The sequence below is a fragment of the Legionella pneumophila subsp. pneumophila str. Philadelphia 1 genome (assembly GCF_000008485.1).
GTDB classification, from domain to species: domain Bacteria; phylum Pseudomonadota; class Gammaproteobacteria; order Legionellales; family Legionellaceae; genus Legionella; species Legionella pneumophila.
In genome coordinates, this window is record NC_002942.5 from 811135 (window position 1) to 834284 (window position 23150).

Genomic DNA, 23150 nt, shown 5'->3' on the forward strand with positions numbered 1-23150 from the left:
ATTTCAGATTTATATTTTTTGCTTTAAACGTGAGTGTCTGGCTATTTCATACAATCGATCCTAAGTGCTATAGTATTCATTTACAAAGAAATATAATGAAAACCATGAAGCAAATGATTCGATTGACAATGTTACTTCTGATGCTCAGTTTTAATTTATGGGCAATAAATTCTTCATCTCCCTGGTATACAGAAGAAAAAGGTAAAGGGCTTGTAATTAACGTTGAATTGTATCTTTCATCTACTTGTCCTCATTGTCATAAGGCCGATGAATTTTTCAAAGAAATTGAAAAACATTATACCTGGTTGCATGTTGAGCGTTATATTATTGATAAAGATAAAAAGGCTTTGAAACGCTTTGGCGATTTATTGACAGAACTTAATCGATATGATTTTGCCGTTCCATCCATATTTTTTTGTAATTCCCGTTGGGTTGGGTTTGCTACTGCACAGACAACCGGAAAGGATCTGTTAAACGGCATAGAATATTGTAAAGAAGAAATTGTGAAAAATGGAAGATTGACTCCTGCGACCGAGAATGTTTTAAACAGATGGGGGAATGCGAGTTTGTTTGATTCCAATATCACAGGAAGCCCTTCCACAAATACATTTATTTTTGTTGTAGCCATAATCGATGCAATCAGTCCATGTGCTTTATTTACGATTACTGCATTTTTAGGTCTTTTATTCATGATTGAAAAGCGAAAGCTGCAATTTATTAGCGGTTCCGTGTTTATTTTAACTGTTGCAGGTGTTCATTATTTTCAACAGGTTTATCCTACCCTGTTTTTTGAGTCGCTTTCATGGTTCCGTATTCCGGCTGCATTGGTAGGCCTTTTTGCTTTTTATTTCGCTGGCCAATATTATAAAAAGCATTCTATCCAACCATTATTTATTGTTTTGGCTTTTTTATTGGCTCTTACAGTGCCAATGTTTCAACAAACCTGTTTGATGAATTGGTCTTATGTGTTTGAACAATGGTTACATAACCAAAATGTATCAGGAGTTCAGATGGGGCTATATCAATTTGCTTATCAGCTTATCTATATCTTTCCTTTAATTATCCTGATGTTTCTCTATTGGATTTTAATGAAAATTCATTTTTTCAAAAAATTTAAGACAAAATTAACTACTATAGGTTTTTTATATATTTTAGCTATCGCACTCTTATTAATCGTTTATCCCTATGCCTTGTCTAATTTGGCTTTATCATTATTTTTAATTGTCTCATTGGGGATCTCCGGTCTGTTACTGAATTGGTTTAATGCTTCTAAAATGACATGAGGGTTCAATCGGCATAAAATAATTATAAATTCTGAATATCTTTCATTTTATGGCATACAATTAAAAATGAGCCAGGCTTAGAAGCTGATCGCTTATGGAGAAATTCTCATCATGGATGATAATAATTCAGAGTTTAAGCATTTATTTCCAATAGCTGTGGAGGTAACAGAAGGAAAGACTTACGTATGGTGCGGTTGTGGCAAAAGCAAGACCCAGCCTTTCTGTGATAAAGAGAATTGCGGGGATAAAGCAGTCTCTTTTATAGCAGAGTTGACTGAAGACGTTTATTTTTGCAATTGCAAACAAACCAAAAACCCTCCTTTTTGTGATGGATCGCATGCAAAGATTTTGCTTGAAGTGGTTAAAAAAAAGGCAAAACAAATGAACAGGAAAGGAAGTCTTAAATGATTGATCAAGAATTAAAGAAAAAAATTGTTAACACAATTAGCCAATATGAGCACAAATGTGACAAGATGCAAAGTCAAATTAATACGCTCAGAAGTGTGATTAATCAATTGATTATTAATCCGATTGGAATTAATTATGAGTTAGATGATCGCCTTTCGCAATTAAGAAATTATTTAGATACTGAATTTGAACCTGCTGTCATAGAAAAAAAAGTGAAACGTTTGGCAGAAATACTTTCCAAAATGCAAAGGAAAAAAGCGGAAAATTCTCGTTTAGTCAATGGACTAATCAAACAGGGAGTGGAATCCATTGGTCGTATTGCCAATAAATCTCAGGATAAGAGGGCAGTTACAAAATTACAAAAAATGCTGGATACCGAGATGGAAAGCCATGCGATTTTGATTCGTTTTAATCAAGTCTTAACTCAATGTATTTCTTCTGTGATTAAGGAGATGGAGAAGTTACCACAAATTACAAAAGTCGATACCCCCCAAAAAAGTTATCAGTCTGAGATTAGTTTAAAAGTAAATGACAGCTTGCAACAATTACTTAACCATTTATCTATCCCTCAGGACTTGGATTCCAAGAGGGGAGTCATAAAAACAAATTTGGAACATGCACTCACTGATGAAGAGCTTAGCACTATTATTGACAATTTGACGGAATTAGTCGTTGAGTCATTTAATGTTGAGCAGAATCGATTCAAAGGGTTTCTTCAACAGTTAACCGATCAGCTCAATGATTTTGAAATCTATTTAAGAGTATCAGGAGATGCTCGCAAAAAGGCAAGTGAAGACAGTCGTTTATTAGAGTGTGGGATTCAGGATAATCTTGATCAAATCAAGAATCATTTGGATACCTCTAAAACGATTGAGGAATTATCCTCAAAGGTGAGCCAAAATATAAAAATGATTGGTGACAGGTTAAAAGAATATCGACACAATGAAAAAATTCGAGAGGAAGAATATGCAAAGCAAGTATCCGAGTTGCAAGCTAGATTACAGGAATCAGAGCAAAATGCGGAAGAAATAAAAAATTTGCTTGCTTTTCAGAAATACAGAATTAACCACGACAGCTTAACAGGCTTGCCAAATCGGGAATCTTATGATGAGCATATCCTGGATTCATTCCAGCGCTGGAAACGAAGTTCAAGCGCATTGTCTCTTGCTGTGTGTGACATCGATCATTTTAAACGTATTAATGATAATTTTGGCCATCTTGCAGGAGATAAGGTTCTTAAAAAGGTAGCTATGATTTTTAAATCATCAATCAGAACGGTTGATTTTATCGCTCGAATAGGTGGTGAGGAATTTGTGTTTATTTTTGAACAAACCAGCAGCAAGGAAGCTTTTGGAATTTTGGAGAAATTACGTAAATTAGTTGAAGATTGTTTGTTTTATTATCGAGACAAAAAAGTCGATGTTACTGTTTCTTTTGGGCTAACTACGGTAACCGAAGAAGATGATATTGAATCTTTATTTATGCGGGCAGACAATGCCATGTATAAAGCTAAAAATGCAGGAAAGAACAGGGTAGAAATATTATAGTGGAATATATTTCCAACAATTTTTAATTATACTATTTTCGGAGTAAATCCATGGTAACAGATGATTTTCCTCTGATAACGATTTTTAAATGAACTTGATCTTATCTTTGTGATTTGGGATCATCATAACTCTTTGTATTTCGGATGGCGTCATGGGCAAATTGATCGATATTCCAATCGTTGTGGAAAGTGGACAAAAATATAAGACATCTCAGGGTGTGACAGCTATTAAAGATGGAATAAAATCATCAGGTCAAGATCATGAGCGATTGCCAAAACCGAAGTGGCTTCGTATAGTCAATCATACAACTCCAGCCTATAGCCAAGTTAAAGAGCAAGTGCAAAAACATCGTTTGGCAACAGTTTGTGAAGAAGCGAAATGCCCCAACATCTCAGAATGTTGGTCTCATGGAACTGCAACTATTATGTTAATGGGAGCAGTATGTACCCGGGCTTGCCGATTTTGTTCTGTGGATACAGGAAATCCGCATGGTTGGCTTGATGCAGAAGAACCTGAGAATACCGCAGAAACTGTGGCCTTAATGAATCTGGATTATGTGGTTTTAACCTCAGTTAACCGTGATGATTTACCTGATGGGGGGGCGAATCATTATGCCAAAACCATTAGAGCAATCAAAAAACGATCTCCCCGAACCAAAGTCGAAGCGCTAACCCCCGATTTTCAAGGAAGTGAAAGAGATGTTGCTGTATTGTTAGATAGTGGCGTTGATGTGTTTGCGCAAAATGTAGAAACGGTTGAGCGCCTGACACACCCGGTAAGAGATAATCGAGCGGGTTATCAGCAAACCTTGAATGTACTGGCTTTTGCTAAGAAATATCGACCGGATGTTCTGACCAAAACCAGTTTGATGTTGGGTTTGGGTGAAACCGATGAGGAAATTATACAGACTATGGATGACCTTCGAACTCATCACGTGGATATTTTGACTTTGGGACAATATTTGCAACCAACTAAAAATCATTTACCTATAGCACGTTACGTAACTCCTGAAACTTTTTCTGAATTAAGGCAAATTGGTCTAAAAAAGGGCTTTTTTGAAGTGGCTTCAGGCCCATTAGTTCGATCAAGCTATAGGGCTGACCGAGTGTTCAAACGGGATAATTTAGGGCTTGATGTTTGAAGTTAGTGAACAGCTTGTGTTTTTCGAATTGGCTATAAATAATTTTATTATTAGTTAAAGAAATTAGATTTTTTATTAAACCATTAAACCGTTCATGCTGAGGAAGTGCGAAGCACCATCTTGAAGCAAGAATGGCCCGATGGGAAAATCCACTTTTTGTAATCAGCCTTCGGGCTTTATGCAAACCATCTTCCGATTATCCATAAATTTTTCTTGTTAATTGGATAAATCAGTTATTATATTAATCCGTTCATGCTGAGGAGGTGCAGAGCACCGTCTCGAAGCATGTTCGAATGAAACACAGCCCACTCTTAATTTTTACGTTTAGAATAGTCTGATAACGCTTGCCAGTCTCCATTTATTAAAGCCTCTTTCTTTCTCCGACTCCATCCTTTGATTTGTCTCTCAGCATTCAAGGCTTCTTCACGAGACATAAATTCCTGGCTGAATTTTAATTGAATTGGTAATCTTGTGCTTGTATAACAACCCGGAATCATTTTATCTTGATGTTGAGTAAGGCGTTTTTCCAAATTATCCGTTTGCCCTGTATAATAACTCTTGTCACTGCATTGAAGAATATAAACCCAAAACATTTAGTCAATCCTTTATACTATGTTTTTAAGCATGCTTCGAGACGGTGCTCTGCACCTCCTCAGCATGAACGGATTAATATAATAACTGATTTATCCAATTAACAAGAAAAATTTATGGATAATCGGAAGATGGTTTGCATAAAGCCCGAAGGCTGATTACAAAAAGTGGATTTTCCCATCGGGCCATTCTTGCTTCAAGATGGTGCTTCGCACTTCCTCAGCATGAACGGTTTAATATAATAACTAATTTATCCAATTAACAAGAAAAATTTATGGATAATCGGAAGATGGTTTGCATAAAGCCCGAAGGCTGATTACAAAAAGCGGATTTTCCCATCGGGCCATTCTTGCTTCAAGATGGTGCTTCGCACTTCCTCAGCATGAACGGTTTAATATAATAACTGATTTATCCAATTAACAAGAAAAATTTATGGATAATCGGAAGATGGTTTGCATAAAGCCTGAAGGCTGATTACAAAAAGTGGATTTTCCCATCGGGCCATTCTTGCTTCAAGATGGTGCTTCGCACTTCCTCAGCATGAACGGTTTAATATAATAACGGATTTATCCAATTAACAAGAAAAACCTATGGATAATCGGAAGATGGTTTGCATAAAACTCCAAGGCTGATTACAAAATTGGATTTTCCCATCAGGCCGTTCATGCTGAGGAGGTGCGAAGCACCGTCTCGAAGCATATTCGAATATTACAATGTTCAGTTACGTTATGCTAACTCAATACCTCGTCGTTTCATAATCTTGTGTAAATAATAAGCTACAAAATACATCAGAATACCAAGCCCCAAAGCACTAATGCCCATAATCAAATAATAATTTTTATAATAAGGTAAACTTTCAAGAGCAGAATTAATATTCTCTGGTATGGCGACCCAGCCTGCAATTCGTCCTGAGATGGCATTGGACATGGAACTGGCCAAGTACCATACGCCCATAGCAAAGGCAATCGCACGTGCATCACAATACAGTCCAATCATGCTAAGACCAATGGCACTGACCCATAATTCAGCAATTGAAATTAAAATGTAGGTCAAAGCAATGTAGTTACCATTCACTAATCCATTGATTGCATTTTGGGCCGCAAAAGCCATAACCAGCAGGGCAATACCAGAGAGAATTGTGCCTGCGGCAAATTGATAGGGGATCGTAAAACGCGAAAAAAACCTGTAGAAACGGGGAAGTTGACTTCCAATCAGTAAAATGAGCAAAGGATTTAGCATTTGGTATTGAGCGGGTGAAATTTTAAACCAAAGAAAACTTAGATCAGAATTGTTTTCTGCAAATAATACCAAGGTACTGTTCATTTGATTGTATATGATAAAAAATACTATGGCTTCTATTATCAGTAATACAGCGATCATTTGTTTACTGCGAGTTTCGCCTTTAAGCATAATGGTTTTAATTAAAAACCAGAGAATTCCTATAGCACATCCTGCGCCTATCAGTGTGCTGGCGATATAAACATGAGTATAAGCATATAAAGTAAGAGAATAGATAGCCGCTATATAAGCAACAAGGCGCAATAGACCTTGGTTAGAAAATTTGGATTTATCCATACCCCAGATGACACTATCATATATGGAGTAACGTTTCGCAAAATTCAAGGCAGCAATCGATTTGCCAATAAAGGTTAAGGTGAGTACTGAAAGTGGACCATAACGACTTTCCAGGAGAACTGGCGCGATCATGGTGGCCAGCAGAGCTCCAACATTAATGGCCATATAGTAATAAGTCATAGCGGATTTGGCTTTAATGGCATCATCGGAATAAATATGAGAAACCATACTGGATGCGGTTCCCATTAATAGCGAGTTGGTTGCAGGAATAAAGGCAAAAGCTATGATAAATAATTGATCCCCAAGAGAACTGATGGTGTACCCACTTAACATGACCAGTAAATAAGCACAAGCCAGCATGATGCTACCCAAAAGAATGGATCGTCTGACACCAACAATATTATCAGCCATATACCCACCTAAAATAGGCATCAGGTAGCCTGTGGCTTGAGTTACACCAATGAAAGCGTAGGCTTTGGCTTGGCTGTAGCCTAATCCCTGAGCAATCAAGGGTCGAGTTAAAAATAAAACCAGAACTGTATTCAAGGCATAGACAGAAAACTGGCTCCAAAAAGTAATAAAAATAATATTATTGGTTTGTTTTTGGCGAAGACTTAGTTCTGGAAGATAATTTTTAACTGCTTGAGAAATCAATTTCACACCTCATTCCGTTTTTTCTAACCCACCGCCCAAGATTATCACTTCCTGGCAAGAACTACATCAATAATATGAGTGTCATGGTAGGGAAAAGTAAAGATTTTGCTGAAAAGTCGTTTAAGACGCTGAATTAAAAAATATTTTGGCAGCATGCGTATCGATAGAGTGTTAAGAAACCAGGTGCCTTCTATTCCAAACAGTGCCAATTCATCAATGTTATTAAGGGTAATGGGTATTTCAATACGTTGGTGATCCAAAATATTAAATTGATGCTGTTTAAATGCCAGCAAGAGTTCATCGAGATTTGCAGCAACAGTTGTATTTTTGACTATGGATTTATAGTAGTGACCAACAACTCGACTTAAAATAGTATCCTGAGCAATGAAGTTGGCCAGTTGTTGTTGCGCTACAGGAAAAGAATCATAGGTCGTTGTGATTAAAGAGAAGTGACCATTGGCACGCGTCAAGTATTTGGCTTCATCAAAGAGAACATTAATAGGGATATATGCATTAATAAAATGAGCCAGAACCAAGTCCTGGCTATGTGCGGGCAAAAACTTGTTGGCTTCTGCAGCACTGCCTTCAATGGTTGTTAAAGGAAGGGCTTCGCTCGCTCGTTTCAACATTTCTGATGAAACATCAATTCCTGTGAAATTGGCCATTGGCATTAAGTGATGCAATTTTTGCAAAAAAGAGCCATTGCCAACGCCCAGATCGAGGATTTTATAATGGGGTTTCAACCCCAAATGAAATTTCCTCATCTGCTCAATGGCAACGTGATGGCTTTCACTAATTGAACCAAAACGATTAGCTGTCGCGTAATTTTCTGCGATTTGGTTATACATGGCCTTCAAGGACATGCAAAATTCCTACTTTAACTCGATTCATCCAGTATATCCCTAAAAGGGGGTAATTGGCGACTATTGAAAACACAAATTTATTAAATTATATATTTTGGTTCTTCAATCAGGATTTGTTTAATACCTGAAATTTTTATTGTATACTGCGGTTTTTTAAAAATGTCTAATGCCAGGATAGGAATTGATATGAGCAAAATTTACGCACCAAAGTCCATTGATTTATCAAGTTTTCAGCTCCCAGATGAAAAGCTACAAACAAAGTATGGTCTACCACATAAGGTGGAATTTTGCAAAAGCTGTGTTATTTCAAATCAAAGGCCTAATTCTGCTGTAGAGTATGAGCACAAGAAAGAATCAAAAAAACATACCATCCATTTTGATGACGAAGGCATTTGTGATGCCTGTCGAGTTGCCGAACGCAAAAAATCTACTATTAATTGGGAAGAGCGAGACAGGCAATTGAGAGAGCTTTGTGATCGATTTAGAAGCAAGGATGGTTCTTATGATTGCGTTGTTCCTGGTTCCGGAGGAAAGGATAGTTTTTATGCTGCCCACATTTTAAAATATAAATACGGAATGAATCCCTTGACCGTGACTTGGGCTCCCCATATGTATACGCCATGGGGTTGGAGGAATTTTCAATCCTGGATACATGCCGGATTTGATAATCATCTGTTTACTCCAAATGGCAGAGTTCACAGGCTATTGACACGACTCGCAGTTGAGAATCTATTCCATCCATTTCAACCCTTTATGATTGGTCAAAAAGCTTATGCTCCTAAAATGGCTTTGTTGCATAAAATTAAATTGGTTGTTTATGGAGAAAATGAAGCGGAATATGGTAATCCAATAGGTGATACGGAGTCTGCAAAAAGAGACTGGAAATACTTTACCGCGGACGATAAAAGCAAAATCTTTTTAGGTGGTACATCTGTTCAAGAGTTAAAAAGCGATTTCGGTTTAAATGACAATGATTTGGATGCTTACTTACCTGCTGATCCACAGCAAATCGAAGAGCAGCAGGTAGAGGTTCATTACTTGGGTTATTATCTGAAGTGGCATCCTCAAAGTTGTTATTATTATTCTGTGGAACATGGCGGTTTTGAAGCTTCTCCTGAACGAACTCCAGGAACCTACAGTAAATACAATAGTATTGATGACAAAATTGATGATTTCCATTACTACACCACGCTAACCAAATTCGGTATTGGAAGAGCAACATACGATGCCTCCCAGGAAATACGTTCGGGGGATATTACTGTTGAAGAAGGTGTTGCTCTGGTGAAGCGTTTTGATCAAGAGTTTCCAGAGCGTTTTGCTGAAGAAATTTTTAAATACTTGAGTATTAACCTCAAAGAGTTTCCCATTGCTTCGCAAATGTTCGAGCAACCGATTATGGACAGAGCCTATTTTATGGCTTTGGCGGATACCTTCAGATCTCCTCACTTGTGGAAAAAAGATGGAGAACAGTGGAAACTTAGACATCAAGTAACAAATCTTGAAAAAACTAAAGCTGAATATCTGGATTTGGAGACTGTTTGATGAGTAATGTCCGTCTAATTGCACGACTAGATATTAAAGGACCTAACCTAATCAAAGGAGTGCATCTGGAGGGATTAAGAGTAGTAGGAAATCCCAATGAATATGCTATGGCATATTATGCACAAGGTGCAGATGAATTGATTTATATGGATACAGTTGCATCTTTGTATGGGCGTAATAATTTGTCAGAAATTGTAAAGACTACTGCTGAAAATGTATTTATCCCAATTACTGTAGGTGGCGGAATTCGCAGTGTTGATGATGCCAAGCAATTATTGCGTTGCGGTGCCGATAAGGTAGCTATTAATACAGCGGCAACTAAAAACCCTACTCTAATATCTGATATTGCCAGAAGATTTGGGTCTCAATGTGTTGTTTTATCTATCGAAGCAAAACGCACTGTGAATGGAAGATGGGAGGTCATGACAGACAATGGACGTGAACATACCGGAATGGATGTTGTTGATTGGGCTAGGAATGGCGAAGAATTTGGTGCAGGTGAAATTCTTCTGACCTCTATTGATCAGGAAGGTACGCGTAAGGGATTTGATCTGGAATTAGTGAAACAGGTGTCTTCCATGGTTTCTATCCCGGTGATTGCAAGTGGGGGTATGGGTAAGCTGGAAGATTTAACTGAAGTGGTTTGTGAGTCTAAGGCTGATGCAGTCGCTATGGCGGATGTTTTGCATTACAAAAGAATAGGTTTACCTGAAATCAGAAAGTATGCTTTAGATAATGGCATTCATGTGAGAGTCTTATGAGTTCAGTTTCAATTGTAGATTATGGGGTAGGCAATTTATTAAGTGTGGCTCGAGCTTTTCAATATTTTGATGCTTCTGTCAATTTAGTGAGCACACCCGAGGAAATTATGAGTGCCGATCGGTTGGTTTTGCCAGGAGTAGGCGCTTTTGAAGATGGGATGAAAGGATTAACTACATTAAATTTTATAGAACCCATAAAGCAATTTGCGCGGAGTGGAAAACCTTTTCTGGGAATATGTCTTGGCATGCAGATGATGCTCTCAAGAAGTACTGAATTCGGACAACATGAAGGCCTGGATCTAATAGCTGGCGAGGTTGTTAGCGTTCCTTCACATGGAGTTGATGGTCAATTGCATAAAATACCTCATATAGGCTGGAATGAACTGGTTTCCACCTCAGAAGGCGAGGATTGGTGTCATACTATCCTGAAAAATATACCATTAAATTCTTCAGTATATTTTGTTCATTCTTTTATGGCCATGCCTAGTAATCCTAAAAAGCGTCTGGCTGATACTTTATATGATGGTCAGGCTATTAGCGCAGTAATAAAAGATGAAAATATGTACGGATGCCAATTTCATCCTGAAAAAAGCGGGGAAGTAGGTTTAAGCATCATTCAACAGTTTTTGCAGATTTAGGGTGAATTAAAAATGAGAATATTGGCAGTAATCCCGGCAAGGGCTGGCTCAAAGAGGCTGCCCGGTAAAAATACCAGATTACTTGCCGGAAAGCCATTAATTGCACATACTATTGTTGCTGCCTTGCAGTCGTCTTGTTGTGAAGAAATCGTTGTTTCAACCGATAGTAAACAAATAGCAGACGTCGCCGTTCAATATGGGGCTTCAGTACCCTGGCTAAGATCGGAAGATTTAGCCACGGATACTTCGGATGTGATTCATACTGTTATTGACCTCCTGTTTAAGTTTCAGCAAATGGATGTTTTTTTTGACAGTGTATTGCTGTTACAACCAACTTCTCCATTTAGGAAGCCAGAAACCATAAGACATGCTGTTGAAATACATAAAGTAACGGGGAAAAGTGTCGTTTCAGTTAGTCCCATCTCTTTAAAGCCTTCTTGGTGTAGAAGCATTGATAGCCAAGGCAATTTGGTTAAGCCAGAACTTTTTCAGGATCTGGAAATTTATTGCAACGAGAATCCAATTTATAAATTAAATGGGTCAATTTATATTGCAACAGCTAAACAAATTATTGAAAATAAGAGTTTTTATAGCGAACCAACCAAACCTTTATTGTTAAATAGTATTAGTGAATCCATCGACATCGATACGCCAATCGATTGGGCTCTAACAGAAAAATTAATGGAATTAAACCAAGAGGCTCTAGTATGACTTGTTTTATTATTGCTGAAGCAGGAGTAAACCATAATGGTGATCTTCAACTGGCTAAAGAATTAGTTTATGCAGCCAAAGAGTCAGGAGCTGATGCAGTAAAGTTTCAGACTTTCAAAGCGGACACCTTGGTTAATAAAACAGTAGAAAAAGCGGAATACCAAAAAAATAATGCCCCGGAATCCTCTACTCAGTATGAGATGCTCAAGGCACTGGAACTTTCAGAAGAGGACCATTATTTACTAAGTGAATTAGCCAATTCACTCGGCATTGAATTTATGTCAACTGGTTTTGATGAACAAAGCATCGATTTTCTTATTTCCCTAGGGGTAAAGCGATTAAAAATCCCTTCTGGCGAAATTACTAATGTACCTTATTTACAACATTGTGCCAGTAAGAAGTTACCTTTAATCATCTCAACAGGGATGTGCGATCTACAAGAAGTAAGAGTAGCCATAGATACAGTAAAACCCTACTATGGAAACTCTTTATCCGATTATTTGGTTTTGTTGCATTGCACTTCTAATTATCCGGCATCTTATCAAGACGTGAATCTGAAAGCCATGCAGACTTTAGCTGACGAATTTCAATTGCCAGTAGGTTATTCTGATCATACTTTAGGTATTTTGGTGCCAACATTAGCAGTAGGAATGGGGGCGTGTGTTATCGAAAAGCATTTTACAATGGATAAATCTCTTCCTGGTCCAGATCATCTGGCTTCTATGGATCCAGAGGAAATGAAGAATTTAGTACAATCCATTAGAGACGCTGAAACTGTTTTGGGAAGTGGTGAAAAAAAACCGTCGGATAATGAGCTGCCGATAAGAGCTCTGGTTAGAAGAAGTATTACTTTAAGACGTGATTTGGTGAAAGGAGCACAAATCAGTAAAGAAGATTTGATCTTGCTAAGACCTGGTACTGGGATAGCGCCCTCTGAAATATCAAATATTGTAGGCTCTCGATTAAGTATGAATTTGTCTGCGGGTACTACTTTGTTATGGGAACATATTGAAGCGTAATGATCAGAAAAATAATTTATGTTACAGGTACTCGTGCCGATTATGGACTGATGAGAGAAGTACTAAAAAGATTACACCAGTCAGAAGACATTGACTTATCGATTTGTGTCACTGGTATGCATCTTGATGCTTTGTATGGAAATACAGTTAACGAAATTAAAGCAGATCAGTTCTCAATATGCGGCATTATTCCTGTTGATCTTGCCAATGCTCAGCATAGTTCTATGGCAAAAGCTATCGGCCATGAACTTTTGGGATTCACCGAGGTATTCGAAAGTGAAACTCCTGATGTCGTTTTATTGCTGGGAGATCGAGGAGAAATGCTTGCTGCGGCCATAGCAGCGATACATTTAAATATCCCGGTTGTACATCTGCACGGAGGAGAGCGCTCTGGAACCGTTGATGAAATGGTAAGGCATGCGATTTCCAAATTATCTCATTATCATTTTGTCGCAACAGAGGCATCCAAACAACGATTGATTAGAATGGGTGAGAAAGAAGAAACCATTTTTCAGGTTGGTGCTCCAGGCTTGGATGAAATCATGCAGTATAAAACGTCTACACGTGATGTGTTTAATCAACGTTATGGATTTGATCCTGACAAAAAAATCTGTTTATTAATCTATCACCCGGTTGTTCAAGAAGTTGACTCGATTAAAATTCAATTTCAAAGCGTGATTCAGGCAGCACTCGCTACAAATTTACAGATTATTTGCCTTGAGCCTAATTCCGATACGGGTGGTCATTTAATTCGAGAAGTGATTCAGGAATATATTGATCATCCTGATGTTAGAATTATCAAGCACTTACATCGTCCGGAATTTATTGATTGTCTTGCAAATTCTGATGTGATGCTGGGAAATTCCAGTAGTGGCATCATAGAGGCAGCCTCATTTAACCTGAACGTAGTTAATGTTGGAAGCAGGCAAAATTTAAGAGAACGAAGCGACAATGTCATTGATGTTGATGTTACTTATGATGCTATTTTGACTGGTCTAAGAGAAGCGCTAAATAAACCCAAGATAAAATACTCTAACTGTTATGGGGATGGAAAAACGAGTGAAAGGTGTTATCAATTGTTAAAAACTATCCCTTTGCACTCACAAATATTGAATAAATGCAATGCATACTAACTTGAAAATAATAGGATGTGGTGGACACTGTAAGGTGGTAATTGATGCTTTATCACTGACTCAGCACTCTTTACAAGTTTCACTTTGTGATAGCAATAAGAGTTTTCTGGGGCAGGAGGTGTGTGGAGTATTAGTTGATTCAACTATGGACAGTTTAGCTGACTATATTGGTTATGTGCACGTTAGCATTGGAAATAATCAGGCCAGAAAGAATGTTATAGATTTGATGAATTCCAATGCAAACTTGTTTACAATTATTCATCCGGCTGCCATTATTGCGAAATCAGCGAGGCTCGGTGCAGGCTCCTTTATTGCAGCACAGGCAATACTCGGCCCTGAATGTCAGGTGGGTGAGGGATGTATCATCAATCACAGTGCCGTTGTGGATCATGAAGTGATAGTTGGCTCGTGTTCACATATTGCGCCTAATAGCACCTTAGGTGGGCGAGTCAAGATTGGTGAGAGAGTGCTGATTGGAGCTGGAGCAGTTGTTTTGCCTGGTGTGACTATAGGTGATGGAGCAATAATTGGAGCTGGCTCAGTCGTTGTGAAGGATGTAAAAGAAAATGCTGTTGTGAAAGGCGTACCCGCAGTTTAAAAGGAATAAAATGATTACTATCAAAGAGTTATATATACAAAAACAAGAAAATCTGAAAACTGCTTTGAGCAAGCTGGATGCTACAGCTCAAGGTGTGTTATTTCTGGTAGATAGTGATGAACATTTAATAAGGACAGTTACAGATGGTGACATCCGAAGATTGCTATTAAAAGGATTTACATTAGATTCTACTTTAGAGGAATTATCAGAGCATTCATCAAAAGCTTTACCTGTCTCTGCTACGATTCAGGATGCTTATCATTTGATGCAGGAATATGAATTAGATCATATTCCCGTTATCGATGAGAGTAATCGCCCCATACGCTTGATCCACCGGAGAGAACTCTCTTCCAATATTCTGCTTTCCTCGCCTCATATCGGTGAGCATGAGCAGCAATACGTACAGGAAGCTTTTGCCACCAACTGGGTAGCCCCTTTAGGCCCCAATGTTGATTCTTTTGAAAAAGAAGTGGCGGAATACATTAATATAAAATCAGCTGTGGCTTTAAGCTCAGGAACAGCTGCAATTCATCTGGCACTCGTATTACTCGATGTGAAACCAGGAGATATTGTGTTCGCATCCAGCTTTACTTTTGTAGCCACAGTGAATCCTATCTTATACCAAGGTGCGACTCCGGTATTTATTGATTCTGATTTGGACACCTGGAATATGTCTCCAGTTGCTCTTGAGCGGGCATTAAGAGAAAGTAAAGCAAAAAATCAAATGCCAAAAGCTGTGATTATTGTTAATTTATATGGACAAAGTGCTAATTATGACGCTTTATGTCAATTATGCAATGAATACAATGTGCCAATTATAGAAGATGCGGCGGAGTCTTTGGGAGCCACCTATAATAACAAGTACAGCGGGACTTTCGGCAAGTTAGGCGTGTTTTCATTTAATGGCAACAAAATCATTACCACGTCTGGTGGCGGCATGTTGGTGTCTGAAGATGAGAGTCTCATACAAAGAGCAAGATTTTTATCAACTCAGGCTCGCGAACCAATGCCCCATTATGAACATACTGTGGTTGGGTATAATTACAGAATGAGTAATGTGCTTGCTGGTATAGGCAGAGGTCAGCTGAAAGTATTGGAAAAACGGGTTAAGGCAAGACGAGCTATTTTTGAACGATATAAGCAAGCCTTGGAATCTTACCCATTTATTGACATGATGCCAGAGATAACCCAAGGATACAGTACTCGTTGGTTATCGACATTGGTTATTAAACCAACGCCAAACAAGATAAAACCGGAAGAAGTCATTGAGCAATTAAAGCCATTTAACATTGAAGCAAGAAGAACATGGAAGCCTATGCATAGACAGCCTTTATTTGCAGGCTCTAAATACTATCCTCATGATGAACAATTCAGCGTTTCAGATTACTTGTTTGATCATGGTATTTGTCTTCCTTCCGGGTCAAATTTAACCCCCAGAGACATTGATAGAGTCATTCATTGTTTGAATGATATTTTTATTAAATATAAACAAAACAATTTTGAGGTAGCTTAATTATTTGTTCTAGTGAAAACTGGATACAGGTAGTAAAAGATTTAAATATTAAGGAATTATAATTCTCTTTTAAGAGCTTTAGTAACGATATGAATATAATAAATACTCAGATCGATGAACTTAAAATTATCGAACCAAAGATTTATGGTGATGAAAGGGGGTTTTTTTATGAATCTTTTCAAGCTAAACGATATGAAGAGTTATTAGGAATAACTGATCGTTTTGTACAGGATAATTTTTCAAGATCACAAAAAGGTGTACTAAGAGGTTTGCATTATCAAAGTCAACAAACTCAGGGAAAACTGGTTTCAGTTTTAGCTGGTGAAGTGTTTGATGTTGCCGTGGATATTAGGTTAGGCTCCCCTACTTTTGGGCAATGGGTTGGAGTGATTCTTTCCGGAGAAAACAAAAGGCAATTTTGGATTCCTAAAGGATTTGCCCATGGGTTTTATGTTTTGAGTGCTATGGCTGATTTTGCTTATAAATGTACTGACTATTATCATCCTGAAAGTGAGTTTTCCATTCATTATCTTGATCCGCAATTAGCAATTGATTGGCCATTAGGAGAGCAGGTTCAATTGTCTCCAAAAGATGCTGCAGCCAAGCTTTTAAATTTAATAGATGCTGAACTTTTACCGAGATATCAAGCCTAAATGAAAATATTGGTTACAGGTGCTAATGGGCAAGTTGGTACCGAGATTATCAAGCGATTTTCTTCCTCTGAGCATGAAGTATATGCTTGTACCAGAGATATTCTAGATTGTTCCAAACTCGAACGGGTTCATGATGTGTTATCGGAAATCAAGCCGGATCTTATCATTAATGCAGCAGCCTATACGGCTGTAGATAAGGCAGAGGATGAACCTGATTTGGCTCATATTGTGAACGCCGAATTTGTCTGTCGCCTGGTGAATTATTGTACCTTGAAAAACGTCCCCTTGATCCATCTTTCAACTGATTATGTATTTGATGGAGAAAAGGAGGGAGCCTATCATGAAACCGATATTCCGCATCCAGTAAGTACCTATGGGCGCACGAAATGGGAAGGAGAACAGGCTATTTTATCCCAACTTAAAAAGTATATTATTTTGCGAGTTAGCTGGGTATTTGGTGAACAAGGGAAAAATTTTGTAAAAACGATTTTAAATTTGGCTTCCAGCAGAAAAGAATTGAATATTGTTTCAGATCAATCGGGAAGGCCTACTTCAGCTCGCGATATAGCAAGAGTACTATTTGAAATAGTACAGAAAATCAGACATTCTTCCTTTGACTATTGGGGGCTTTACCATTATGCAGGGCAGGGTGTTACCAATTGGCATGAATTTGCAAACGTATTTCTTAATATGGCAAAAGAGAAACAGCTTCTCTTAACTTTAACCGATTTAAATCCAATTAAGTCACAAGAATATCCTACTAGGGCAACAAGGCCTAAAAATTCGGTACTGGATACAACAAAGATAGAAACAATATTGGGTATAAAAAGCTGTAGTTGGAAAAATGATTTGCCAGATGTTATCGACCATTTTACAAAAAAGTAAGAATCTCACTATGAAAAATCAGATGAACAACCTTTTGGTAACTGGAGCTGCGGGCTTTATAGGAAGTAATTTTGTTAAATTTATGAACGATAAATACCCGGAGATCAAAATAATCAGTTTGGATAAATTAACCTATGCAGGAAATAAAGCCAATTTGAGTGAAATGGCAGAATGTAAAAATCACCTTTTTGTGCAAGGAGACATATTGGACAAAAGTCTGGTGTTATCCTTACTAAGGGAATATGAAATAGATACGCTTGTCCATTTTGCAGCCGAATCCCATGTGGATAATTCCATTGATAATCCACAAATATTTCTTGAAACCAATGTAATTGGAACTTTTACTCTGTTAGAGGCGGCAAGGATTTATTGGTTGAATGAAAGGCAATGGGATAAATCAAAGTGTCGGTTTCATCATGTATCCACTGATGAAGTGTATGGTTCATTAGAAAGAGAAGAGCCGGCGTTCACTGAAAAAAATTCATATCAACCCAATTCCCCTTATTCAGCGTCCAAGGCAAGTTCTGATCATATAGTCAGAGCTTATTATCATACCTATGGATTACCTGTTACCACTTCGAATTGTTCGAATAATTACGGGCCTAATCAACATAAAGAGAAGCTGATTCCTAAAGTAGTATATGCTTGTGTCAATCAGCTGCCCATCACCGTTTATGGCAACGGATCAAATATTCGCGATTGGTTGTATGTCATGGATCATTGCGAAGCAATTGATACCATTATTCAAAAAGGAGCATTAGGGGAAGTTTATAATATAGGTGGTAATAACGAACTGGATAATTTAAGTTTGATAAAAATGATTTGTCAGATGATGGATGATTTAAAACCTATGGAAAAACCATATCATTCATTGATTACTTTTGTTGAAGATAGAAAGGGTCATGACAAACGATACGCCATAGACAATAGTAAAATTCAAAAGGAATTGGGCTGGGTTCCACAAGGTGATTTTGTTCATAAATTATCAAATACAGTTCATCATTACTTAACACGGTATGAGCGCGAAATTAATATTTAATAAATTGAAAATAATCAGGTAACATAGACTTTATTTTGATGATTAGAAATAGCATGAAGTCTCACACAGAATTATTGTCATGGAATTTGCTTCAAAAAGAAGCGGATAGAGTGCGTCTAAATTCAGATTCTCTAACATGCGTTGTTCCGGATTCCAACAATTATGAATCCAGTAAACAGATCAATTGTATTGAGTACGACTATTCCAGGCAGAGAGTAAACAGAACCATCATTGATTTGCTTATCGATTTGGCTAATGAAGTCAAATTACAAGAAAAAATTGATAACTTAATCAATGGTAAAAAAATCAATATCAGCGAAAACAGGCCTGCACTACATACTGCACTTAGGGACTTAGGTAATAAATCGATAATGATTGATGGACTGGATATTATGTCCGCAGTTATAAATACTCGTGAAAAAATTAAAGTTATATCCAATCAGATCAGAGAAAAGAAGTGGCTGGGCCATTCAGGTCTACCAATAACTGATATTGTAAACATAGGTATTGGCGGCTCGGATTTAGGTCCTCGTGTATGCATCAATGCCCTGTCTAATTATATTTCCAAAGAATTTAATTATCATTTTATCTCAGATGTTGATCCGGCCAGTTTTAACGATGTTATTGCAAAAATTAATCCGCAAACCACCTTATTTATTGTTTCTTCCAAATCATTTACTACAAAAGAAACTCTATTAAATGCCAGAAAAGCTTTTGCATTGTATGAGGATACGGCCTCTATCGATCAACATTTTATAGCTGTAACCGCACATCCGGAAAGAGCTTATCAAATGGGTATTAAAACTGTTTTACCGATTTGGGATTGGGTTGGTGGTCGATTTTCTTTTTGTTCCGCAGTTAATTTAATTACTGCGATTGCAATTGGTTATGAACAATTTGTTGAATTGCTGGCTGGTGCCCATGATGTCGATACTCATGTCCAATTTACTGATTTTAAAAATAATATTCCTGTGCTAATGGCTTTAATCGGTATATGGAATAACAATTTTTTGAATATTCATAATTTACTTATTCTTACCTATTCAAAAAAACTGGAGTACTTTGTTCCTTATGTACAACAGCTGGATATGGAGAGTAATGGGAAGTCCATTGATGTGAATGGAAGTATGGTAGATTACGCCACTGGACCTATCGTTTGGGGTGGATTAGGAAATCAGGCACAGCATAGCTATTTTCAATTATTATGTCAGGGTACGCATCGATGTGTTGGTGATTTTATTACTTTGAAAACTAATGATGAGCATGAGATTAATTCCATGTGTCATTATAAAATGAAAGTTTTAAGTGAGGGAATTCAAACAATTGAAAATCCTTATGGGTATATTCCTGGCAATATGCCAATGAATCATCTCATTTTGTCAGATTGTTCTCCTTATACATTAGGGGCTCTGGTGGCACTCTATGAACATAAGATTTTTGTACAAAGTGTGATATGGAATATTAACCCATTCGATCAGCCCGGTATTGAAAGCGCCAAGAGTGCTCACAGAGAAATCACATTATCAAGCGAATCATAAAGGGGCGCTCAATGCTATAAATTAGTTTAATTATTAAACTAAACTTTATATTTTATTGACATTATCAACGTATTTTAATGTATTACTTCAATAAACTTGATAATATTTAAGGCTGTTATTTGTTCAAAGAAAAATAGAGAGTAGGCTCGATATAATGAAAGGTATTATCCTGGCAGGTGGTTTTGGTACAAGACTGTATCCTCTGACAAAATCCATTAGTAAGCATATGATTCCGGTTTATGATAAACCAATGATTTATTATGCCATCTCTACATTAATGTTGGCTAATATCAGGGAAATACTGATTATTTCAACGGAGGAGCATCTTCCGCTGTATCAAAATTTATTGAGTGATGGCTCTCAGTGGGGCATCTCATTTGCCTATCTTGTGCAAAATGAACCAAGAGGAATCGCGGAAGCATTCATTTTAGGTGAAAAATTTATTGGCAATGATTCTGTTTGCCTGGTTTTGGGGGATAATATCCACCAGGGCAGAGGTTTTTCTGAATTATTACAAAATGCAAAATCAAAATTAAACGGTGCAACAGTATTTGCTTATTATGTCGATAAACCTCAGGCCTATGGTGTGGTGGAGTTCAATGAAAAACAACAAGTACTATCCATAGTGGAAAAACCAGCGCAGCCCAAATCCAACTACGCAGTAACCGGATTATATTTTTATGATAATCAAGTTATAGAAATTGCTAAGAGTTTAAAACCCTCTGGGAGGGGGGAGCTGGAAATAACTGACATCAATCAGTTTTATTTATATGAAAACAAACTGGATGTCCAGATTTTGGGAAGAGGTTTTGTCTGGCTGGATATGGGTACACCAGAGACCCTGTTATCAGCAAGTAACTATATCTGTACTATCGAACAGCGGCAAGGTTTAAAAATTGGATGCCCTGAAGAAATCGCGTGGCGTATGAAGTTTATTAGTGATGATGAGTTACTGTGCAGGGCTAGAGAGCTTAATAAAAGTAGTTACGGTCAATATCTTGCAGAATTGCTTAATCATAAACGATATTAATTTTTTCAGGTTATAAAGTAGTGGCAAAAATATTAATTACCGGCGCGACAGGATTTATAGGACGAAGTTTAGTTCCTGCCTTGCTTTCTGAAGGACATGACGTGCGTTGTGCTGTTTTGCAGCTGGATAGTACATTACAAGCAGAACAAATAGTAATAAACAATCTTGAGGTTCACACTGATTGGACTGATGCTTTGCGGAATGTGGAAATAGTGATTCATTTAGCTGCCAGAGTTCACATAATGAAAGAATATGCAACATCCTCTTTAGACGAATATTGCAAAATTAATAGTATTGCTACAAAAAATTTTGTTGAGCAGGCAGTTCAAAATAATGTAAAGCGATTTATATTTCTTAGTACCATAAAAGTACATGGCGAATTTTCACAAAATAATCTGCCATTTTCTGAAGATTGTAGGACTCAACCTGAAGATCCCTATGCAAAAAGTAAGTTGTATGCTGAACAATTTATACAAGAAATTTGCCAGAATGCCCGGATGGAGTTTGTTATATTAAGACCACCGTTGGTCTATGGACCTTATGTGAAGGCTAATTTTCTCAGGATATTACAACTTGTTGATAAAAAATGGCCTTTGCCTTTTGGTAGTATTTATAATAAACGAACTTTTATATATATTGATAATTTGGTTTCAGCAATAAGCGCGGTTGTGAGCGAGCCTAGTGCTGCTAATCAAGTTTATTTGGTAGCAGATGATTGTTCATGGTCTTTAACACAACTAGTGCAAACCTTATCGCGCAAGATGAATACAAAATTATTTTTAATCCCGATTCCAGTTCAAATTTTAATTTTTCTATTTAAATTATGTGGACTTAAAAATATTAATACAAGATTGTTTTCTTCTTTAGAAGTAAGTAATGAGAAAATTAAATCCCAATTAGGGTGGACACCACCAGTTAGTTCTATTGATGGATTAGAAAAGACGGTAAAATGGTATCAAAATGAATATAATACTTAATGTATTTTTAATATTTGTCTCAGCAATTTTGACTAAATTATTTGCCTTGTTTGCGCAGCATACAAAATTGATTGATATTCCAAATGAAAGAAATTTACACTCCAGACCTACTGTCCGAGGAGGAGGGCTTGTCTTTATTGGTCTTAGTTTATTTTGTTGGTTTTTTATTTGTAACTCACAATTTTTTTTAACATTGGATCAATTCATTTTTTCGATAGCTATTATTTTCATAGCAACTATAAGTTTTATAGATGATTTTTATAATTTGTCAGTTACAATTCGATTCTTTTTTCAATGTCTGATTGCATTCCTGATAGTTATATTTATATTGCCTTCCCAGTTAGATTTTGGTTTATTTCTATTTGAAAACACCTATTTAATTGCTTTTTTTCTATTTTTTGCAGTTATTTGGGCAATTAATCATTTTAATTTCATGGATGGGCTTGATGGTTTTTGCGCTTCCCAAGCGATTTTTTTGTTAGCCGCATATGCTTTGTTTTTCAACTCAGCAGGTTCATTAATTTATCAAGATTTTTGCCTGATTCTTATTTCTAGTTTGGCAGGGTTTTTAATTTTTAATTTCCCACCAGCCAAGATATTTATGGGAGATGTAGGGAGCGCCTCCTTAGGATTAATTACTTTTTTCATAGCAATCATTGCTCAAAAGAATTATCAAATTCCAATTCTATATTGGTTTATCCTGAACTCATTATTTCTCTTCGATTCTACAGTGACTTTAATTCGAAGGATTATAAAGCATGAAAAATGGTTTAGTCCCCATAAAAAGCACGCTTATCAGAGATTAAAGCAATTGGGCATTAACTCTAGGTTTATTTTGTTAGGTCAAGCAATAATAAATGGTAGTTTATTTCTTTCTGTCATGTTTATGCATTTTCAATTTTTTAATCTTAAAAATCTAATAATTATTCAGTTATGTTATTTATCTGCCATATATTTTTTCATTGAAAAAAAATATCCTATGGAATAAAGATAAGAATTTTTTTGTATTTAAGATATAAACTTTTAATTGTGATTAATTTGTCTTTAATCT

22 protein-coding genes are annotated in these 23150 nt (G+C 36.9%); 19 read left to right on the forward strand and 3 right to left on the reverse strand.

Translation table 11 applies throughout. From position 1 onward, the window contains the following. Positions 1-95: 95 nt before the first annotated feature. From LPG_RS03675 to lipA, 4 genes are all read left to right on the forward strand, one after another. Positions 96-1283 (forward strand): membrane protein, encoded by a 1188-nt coding sequence (locus LPG_RS03675; protein WP_011213304.1) that lies wholly within the window; start codon positions 96-98, stop codon positions 1281-1283. A gap of 111 nt (positions 1284-1394) precedes the next feature. Next, a complete protein-coding gene (locus tag LPG_RS03680; RefSeq protein ID WP_010946480.1) occupies positions 1395-1691 on the forward strand; it encodes a CDGSH iron-sulfur domain-containing protein in 297 nt (98 codons plus the stop codon). After that, on the forward strand, positions 1688-3238 hold the full coding sequence (locus LPG_RS03685; RefSeq protein WP_010946481.1) for a GGDEF domain-containing protein: 1551 nt from the start codon (positions 1688-1690) through the stop codon (positions 3236-3238). The genes LPG_RS03680 and LPG_RS03685 overlap by 4 nt, the downstream gene beginning before the upstream one ends. A gap of 151 nt (positions 3239-3389) precedes the next feature. Further along, a complete protein-coding gene (gene lipA / locus LPG_RS03690) occupies positions 3390-4379 on the forward strand; it encodes a lipoyl synthase (protein WP_010946482.1) in 990 nt (329 codons plus the stop codon). Between the two features lie 311 nt (positions 4380-4690). Here lipA and LPG_RS03695 read toward each other — a convergent pair whose 3' ends face one another. From LPG_RS03695 to LPG_RS03705, 3 genes are all read right to left on the reverse strand, one after another. Beyond that, positions 4691-4972 carry a GIY-YIG nuclease family protein gene (locus tag LPG_RS03695; protein ID WP_011213305.1) on the reverse strand — a complete coding sequence of 94 codons (282 nt, stop codon included), beginning with the start codon at positions 4970-4972 and terminating at the stop codon, positions 4691-4693. A 724-nt stretch (positions 4973-5696) separates the two neighbouring features. Beyond that, positions 5697-7205 (reverse strand): peptide MFS transporter, encoded by a 1509-nt coding sequence (locus LPG_RS03700; protein WP_010946483.1) that lies wholly within the window; start codon positions 7203-7205, stop codon positions 5697-5699. A 38-nt stretch (positions 7206-7243) separates the two neighbouring features. Next, positions 7244-8062 (reverse strand): class I SAM-dependent methyltransferase, encoded by an 819-nt coding sequence (locus LPG_RS03705; protein ID WP_010946484.1) that lies wholly within the window; start codon positions 8060-8062, stop codon positions 7244-7246. Positions 8063-8248: 186 nt separating this feature from the next. Between LPG_RS03705 and LPG_RS03710 the strand changes: the two genes are divergently transcribed. The 15 genes from LPG_RS03710 to LPG_RS03780 all read left to right on the forward strand — a co-directional run bounded on the left by LPG_RS03710 (position 8249) and on the right by LPG_RS03780 (position 23087). Further along, positions 8249-9604, forward strand: a complete 1356-nt coding sequence (locus LPG_RS03710) for an N-acetyl sugar amidotransferase (protein WP_164919819.1) — start codon at positions 8249-8251, stop codon at positions 9602-9604. Next, positions 9604-10365, forward strand: coding sequence for a glycosyl amidation-associated protein WbuZ (gene wbuZ, locus LPG_RS03715; protein ID WP_011213307.1), 762 nt, complete (start codon positions 9604-9606; stop codon positions 10363-10365). Before LPG_RS03710 ends, wbuZ begins: the two co-directional genes overlap by 1 nt. Then, positions 10362-11003 carry an imidazole glycerol phosphate synthase subunit HisH gene (gene hisH / locus LPG_RS03720; protein WP_010946487.1) on the forward strand — a complete coding sequence of 214 codons (642 nt, stop codon included), beginning with the start codon at positions 10362-10364 and terminating at the stop codon, positions 11001-11003. The genes wbuZ and hisH overlap by 4 nt, the downstream gene beginning before the upstream one ends. Positions 11004-11015: 12 nt before the next feature. After that, positions 11016-11714 (forward strand): CMP-N,N'-diacetyllegionaminic acid synthase, encoded by a 699-nt coding sequence (gene neuA / locus LPG_RS03725; protein WP_010946488.1) that lies wholly within the window; start codon positions 11016-11018, stop codon positions 11712-11714. Then, complete coding sequence (gene legI, locus LPG_RS03730; RefSeq protein ID WP_011213308.1) at positions 11711-12733, forward strand: N,N'-diacetyllegionaminate synthase; 1023 nt, start codon at positions 11711-11713, stop codon at positions 12731-12733. Before neuA ends, legI begins: the two co-directional genes overlap by 4 nt. Next, on the forward strand, positions 12733-13866 hold the full coding sequence (gene neuC / locus LPG_RS03735; RefSeq protein WP_010946490.1) for a UDP-N-acetylglucosamine 2-epimerase: 1134 nt from the start codon (positions 12733-12735) through the stop codon (positions 13864-13866). Before legI ends, neuC begins: the two co-directional genes overlap by 1 nt. Further along, the gene (locus tag LPG_RS03740; protein ID WP_010946491.1) at positions 13856-14464 is read left to right on the forward strand and encodes an acetyltransferase; all 609 of its coding nucleotides are present in this window, start codon (positions 13856-13858) and stop codon (positions 14462-14464) included. The genes neuC and LPG_RS03740 overlap by 11 nt, the downstream gene beginning before the upstream one ends. 10 nt (positions 14465-14474) lie before the next feature. Beyond that, positions 14475-15977 carry an aminotransferase class I/II-fold pyridoxal phosphate-dependent enzyme gene (locus tag LPG_RS03745; RefSeq protein ID WP_010946492.1) on the forward strand — a complete coding sequence of 501 codons (1503 nt, stop codon included), beginning with the start codon at positions 14475-14477 and terminating at the stop codon, positions 15975-15977. An 89-nt stretch (positions 15978-16066) separates the two neighbouring features. Continuing rightward, complete coding sequence (rfbC, locus tag LPG_RS03750) at positions 16067-16630, forward strand: dTDP-4-dehydrorhamnose 3,5-epimerase (protein ID WP_010946493.1); 564 nt, start codon at positions 16067-16069, stop codon at positions 16628-16630. Next, positions 16631-17515, forward strand: a complete 885-nt coding sequence (rfbD, locus tag LPG_RS03755) for a dTDP-4-dehydrorhamnose reductase (RefSeq protein ID WP_010946494.1) — start codon at positions 16631-16633, stop codon at positions 17513-17515. Next, entirely contained in the window at positions 17475-18554 is a 1080-nt protein-coding gene (gene rfbB, locus LPG_RS03760) for a dTDP-glucose 4,6-dehydratase (protein ID WP_010946495.1), read from the forward strand. Before rfbD ends, rfbB begins: the two co-directional genes overlap by 41 nt. 53 nt (positions 18555-18607) lie before the next feature. Further along, positions 18608-20092 (forward strand): glucose-6-phosphate isomerase, encoded by a 1485-nt coding sequence (gene pgi, locus LPG_RS03765; RefSeq protein WP_025862603.1) that lies wholly within the window; start codon positions 18608-18610, stop codon positions 20090-20092. A gap of 154 nt (positions 20093-20246) precedes the next feature. Continuing rightward, positions 20247-21122, forward strand: coding sequence for a glucose-1-phosphate thymidylyltransferase RfbA (gene rfbA, locus LPG_RS03770; protein ID WP_011213310.1), 876 nt, complete (start codon positions 20247-20249; stop codon positions 21120-21122). A gap of 20 nt (positions 21123-21142) precedes the next feature. Next, positions 21143-22099 (forward strand): NAD-dependent epimerase/dehydratase family protein, encoded by a 957-nt coding sequence (locus LPG_RS03775; protein WP_010946498.1) that lies wholly within the window; start codon positions 21143-21145, stop codon positions 22097-22099. Next, positions 22083-23087 (forward strand): MraY family glycosyltransferase, encoded by a 1005-nt coding sequence (locus LPG_RS03780; protein ID WP_010946499.1) that lies wholly within the window; start codon positions 22083-22085, stop codon positions 23085-23087. The genes LPG_RS03775 and LPG_RS03780 overlap by 17 nt, the downstream gene beginning before the upstream one ends. Positions 23088-23150: the final 63 nt, after the last annotated feature.

Bases quoted from the DNA above. Each gene is read 5' to 3' on its own strand.
- LPG_RS03705 (WP_010946484.1), bottom strand. From the start codon at position 8,062: ATGTCCTTGAAGGCCATGTATAACCAAATCGCAGAAAATTACGCGACA.
- rfbA (WP_011213310.1), top strand. From the start codon at position 20,247: ATGAAAGGTATTATCCTGGCAGGTGGTTTTGGTACAAGACTGTATCCT.
- pgi (WP_025862603.1), top strand. From the start codon at position 18,608: ATGAAGTCTCACACAGAATTATTGTCATGGAATTTGCTTCAAAAAGAA.
- neuC (WP_010946490.1), top strand. From the start codon at position 12,733: ATGATCAGAAAAATAATTTATGTTACAGGTACTCGTGCCGATTATGGA.
- lipA (WP_010946482.1), top strand. From the start codon at position 3,390: ATGGGCAAATTGATCGATATTCCAATCGTTGTGGAAAGTGGACAAAAA.
- rfbB (WP_010946495.1), top strand. From the start codon at position 17,475: ATGATTTGCCAGATGTTATCGACCATTTTACAAAAAAGTAAGAATCTC.
- LPG_RS03740 (WP_010946491.1), top strand. From the start codon at position 13,856: ATGCATACTAACTTGAAAATAATAGGATGTGGTGGACACTGTAAGGTG.
- neuA (WP_010946488.1), top strand. From the start codon at position 11,016: ATGAGAATATTGGCAGTAATCCCGGCAAGGGCTGGCTCAAAGAGGCTG.
- LPG_RS03695 (WP_011213305.1), bottom strand. From the start codon at position 4,972: ATGTTTTGGGTTTATATTCTTCAATGCAGTGACAAGAGTTATTATACA.
- wbuZ (WP_011213307.1), top strand. From the start codon at position 9,604: ATGAGTAATGTCCGTCTAATTGCACGACTAGATATTAAAGGACCTAAC.
- LPG_RS03680 (WP_010946480.1), top strand. From the start codon at position 1,395: ATGGATGATAATAATTCAGAGTTTAAGCATTTATTTCCAATAGCTGTG.
- LPG_RS03745 (WP_010946492.1), top strand. From the start codon at position 14,475: ATGATTACTATCAAAGAGTTATATATACAAAAACAAGAAAATCTGAAA.
- rfbD (WP_010946494.1), top strand. From the start codon at position 16,631: ATGAAAATATTGGTTACAGGTGCTAATGGGCAAGTTGGTACCGAGATT.
- hisH (WP_010946487.1), top strand. From the start codon at position 10,362: ATGAGTTCAGTTTCAATTGTAGATTATGGGGTAGGCAATTTATTAAGT.
- LPG_RS03675 (WP_011213304.1), top strand. From the start codon at position 96: ATGAAAACCATGAAGCAAATGATTCGATTGACAATGTTACTTCTGATG.
- LPG_RS03710 (WP_164919819.1), top strand. From the start codon at position 8,249: ATGAGCAAAATTTACGCACCAAAGTCCATTGATTTATCAAGTTTTCAG.
- LPG_RS03780 (WP_010946499.1), top strand. From the start codon at position 22,083: ATGAATATAATACTTAATGTATTTTTAATATTTGTCTCAGCAATTTTG.
- rfbC (WP_010946493.1), top strand. From the start codon at position 16,067: ATGAATATAATAAATACTCAGATCGATGAACTTAAAATTATCGAACCA.
- legI (WP_011213308.1), top strand. From the start codon at position 11,711: ATGACTTGTTTTATTATTGCTGAAGCAGGAGTAAACCATAATGGTGAT.
- LPG_RS03685 (WP_010946481.1), top strand. From the start codon at position 1,688: ATGATTGATCAAGAATTAAAGAAAAAAATTGTTAACACAATTAGCCAA.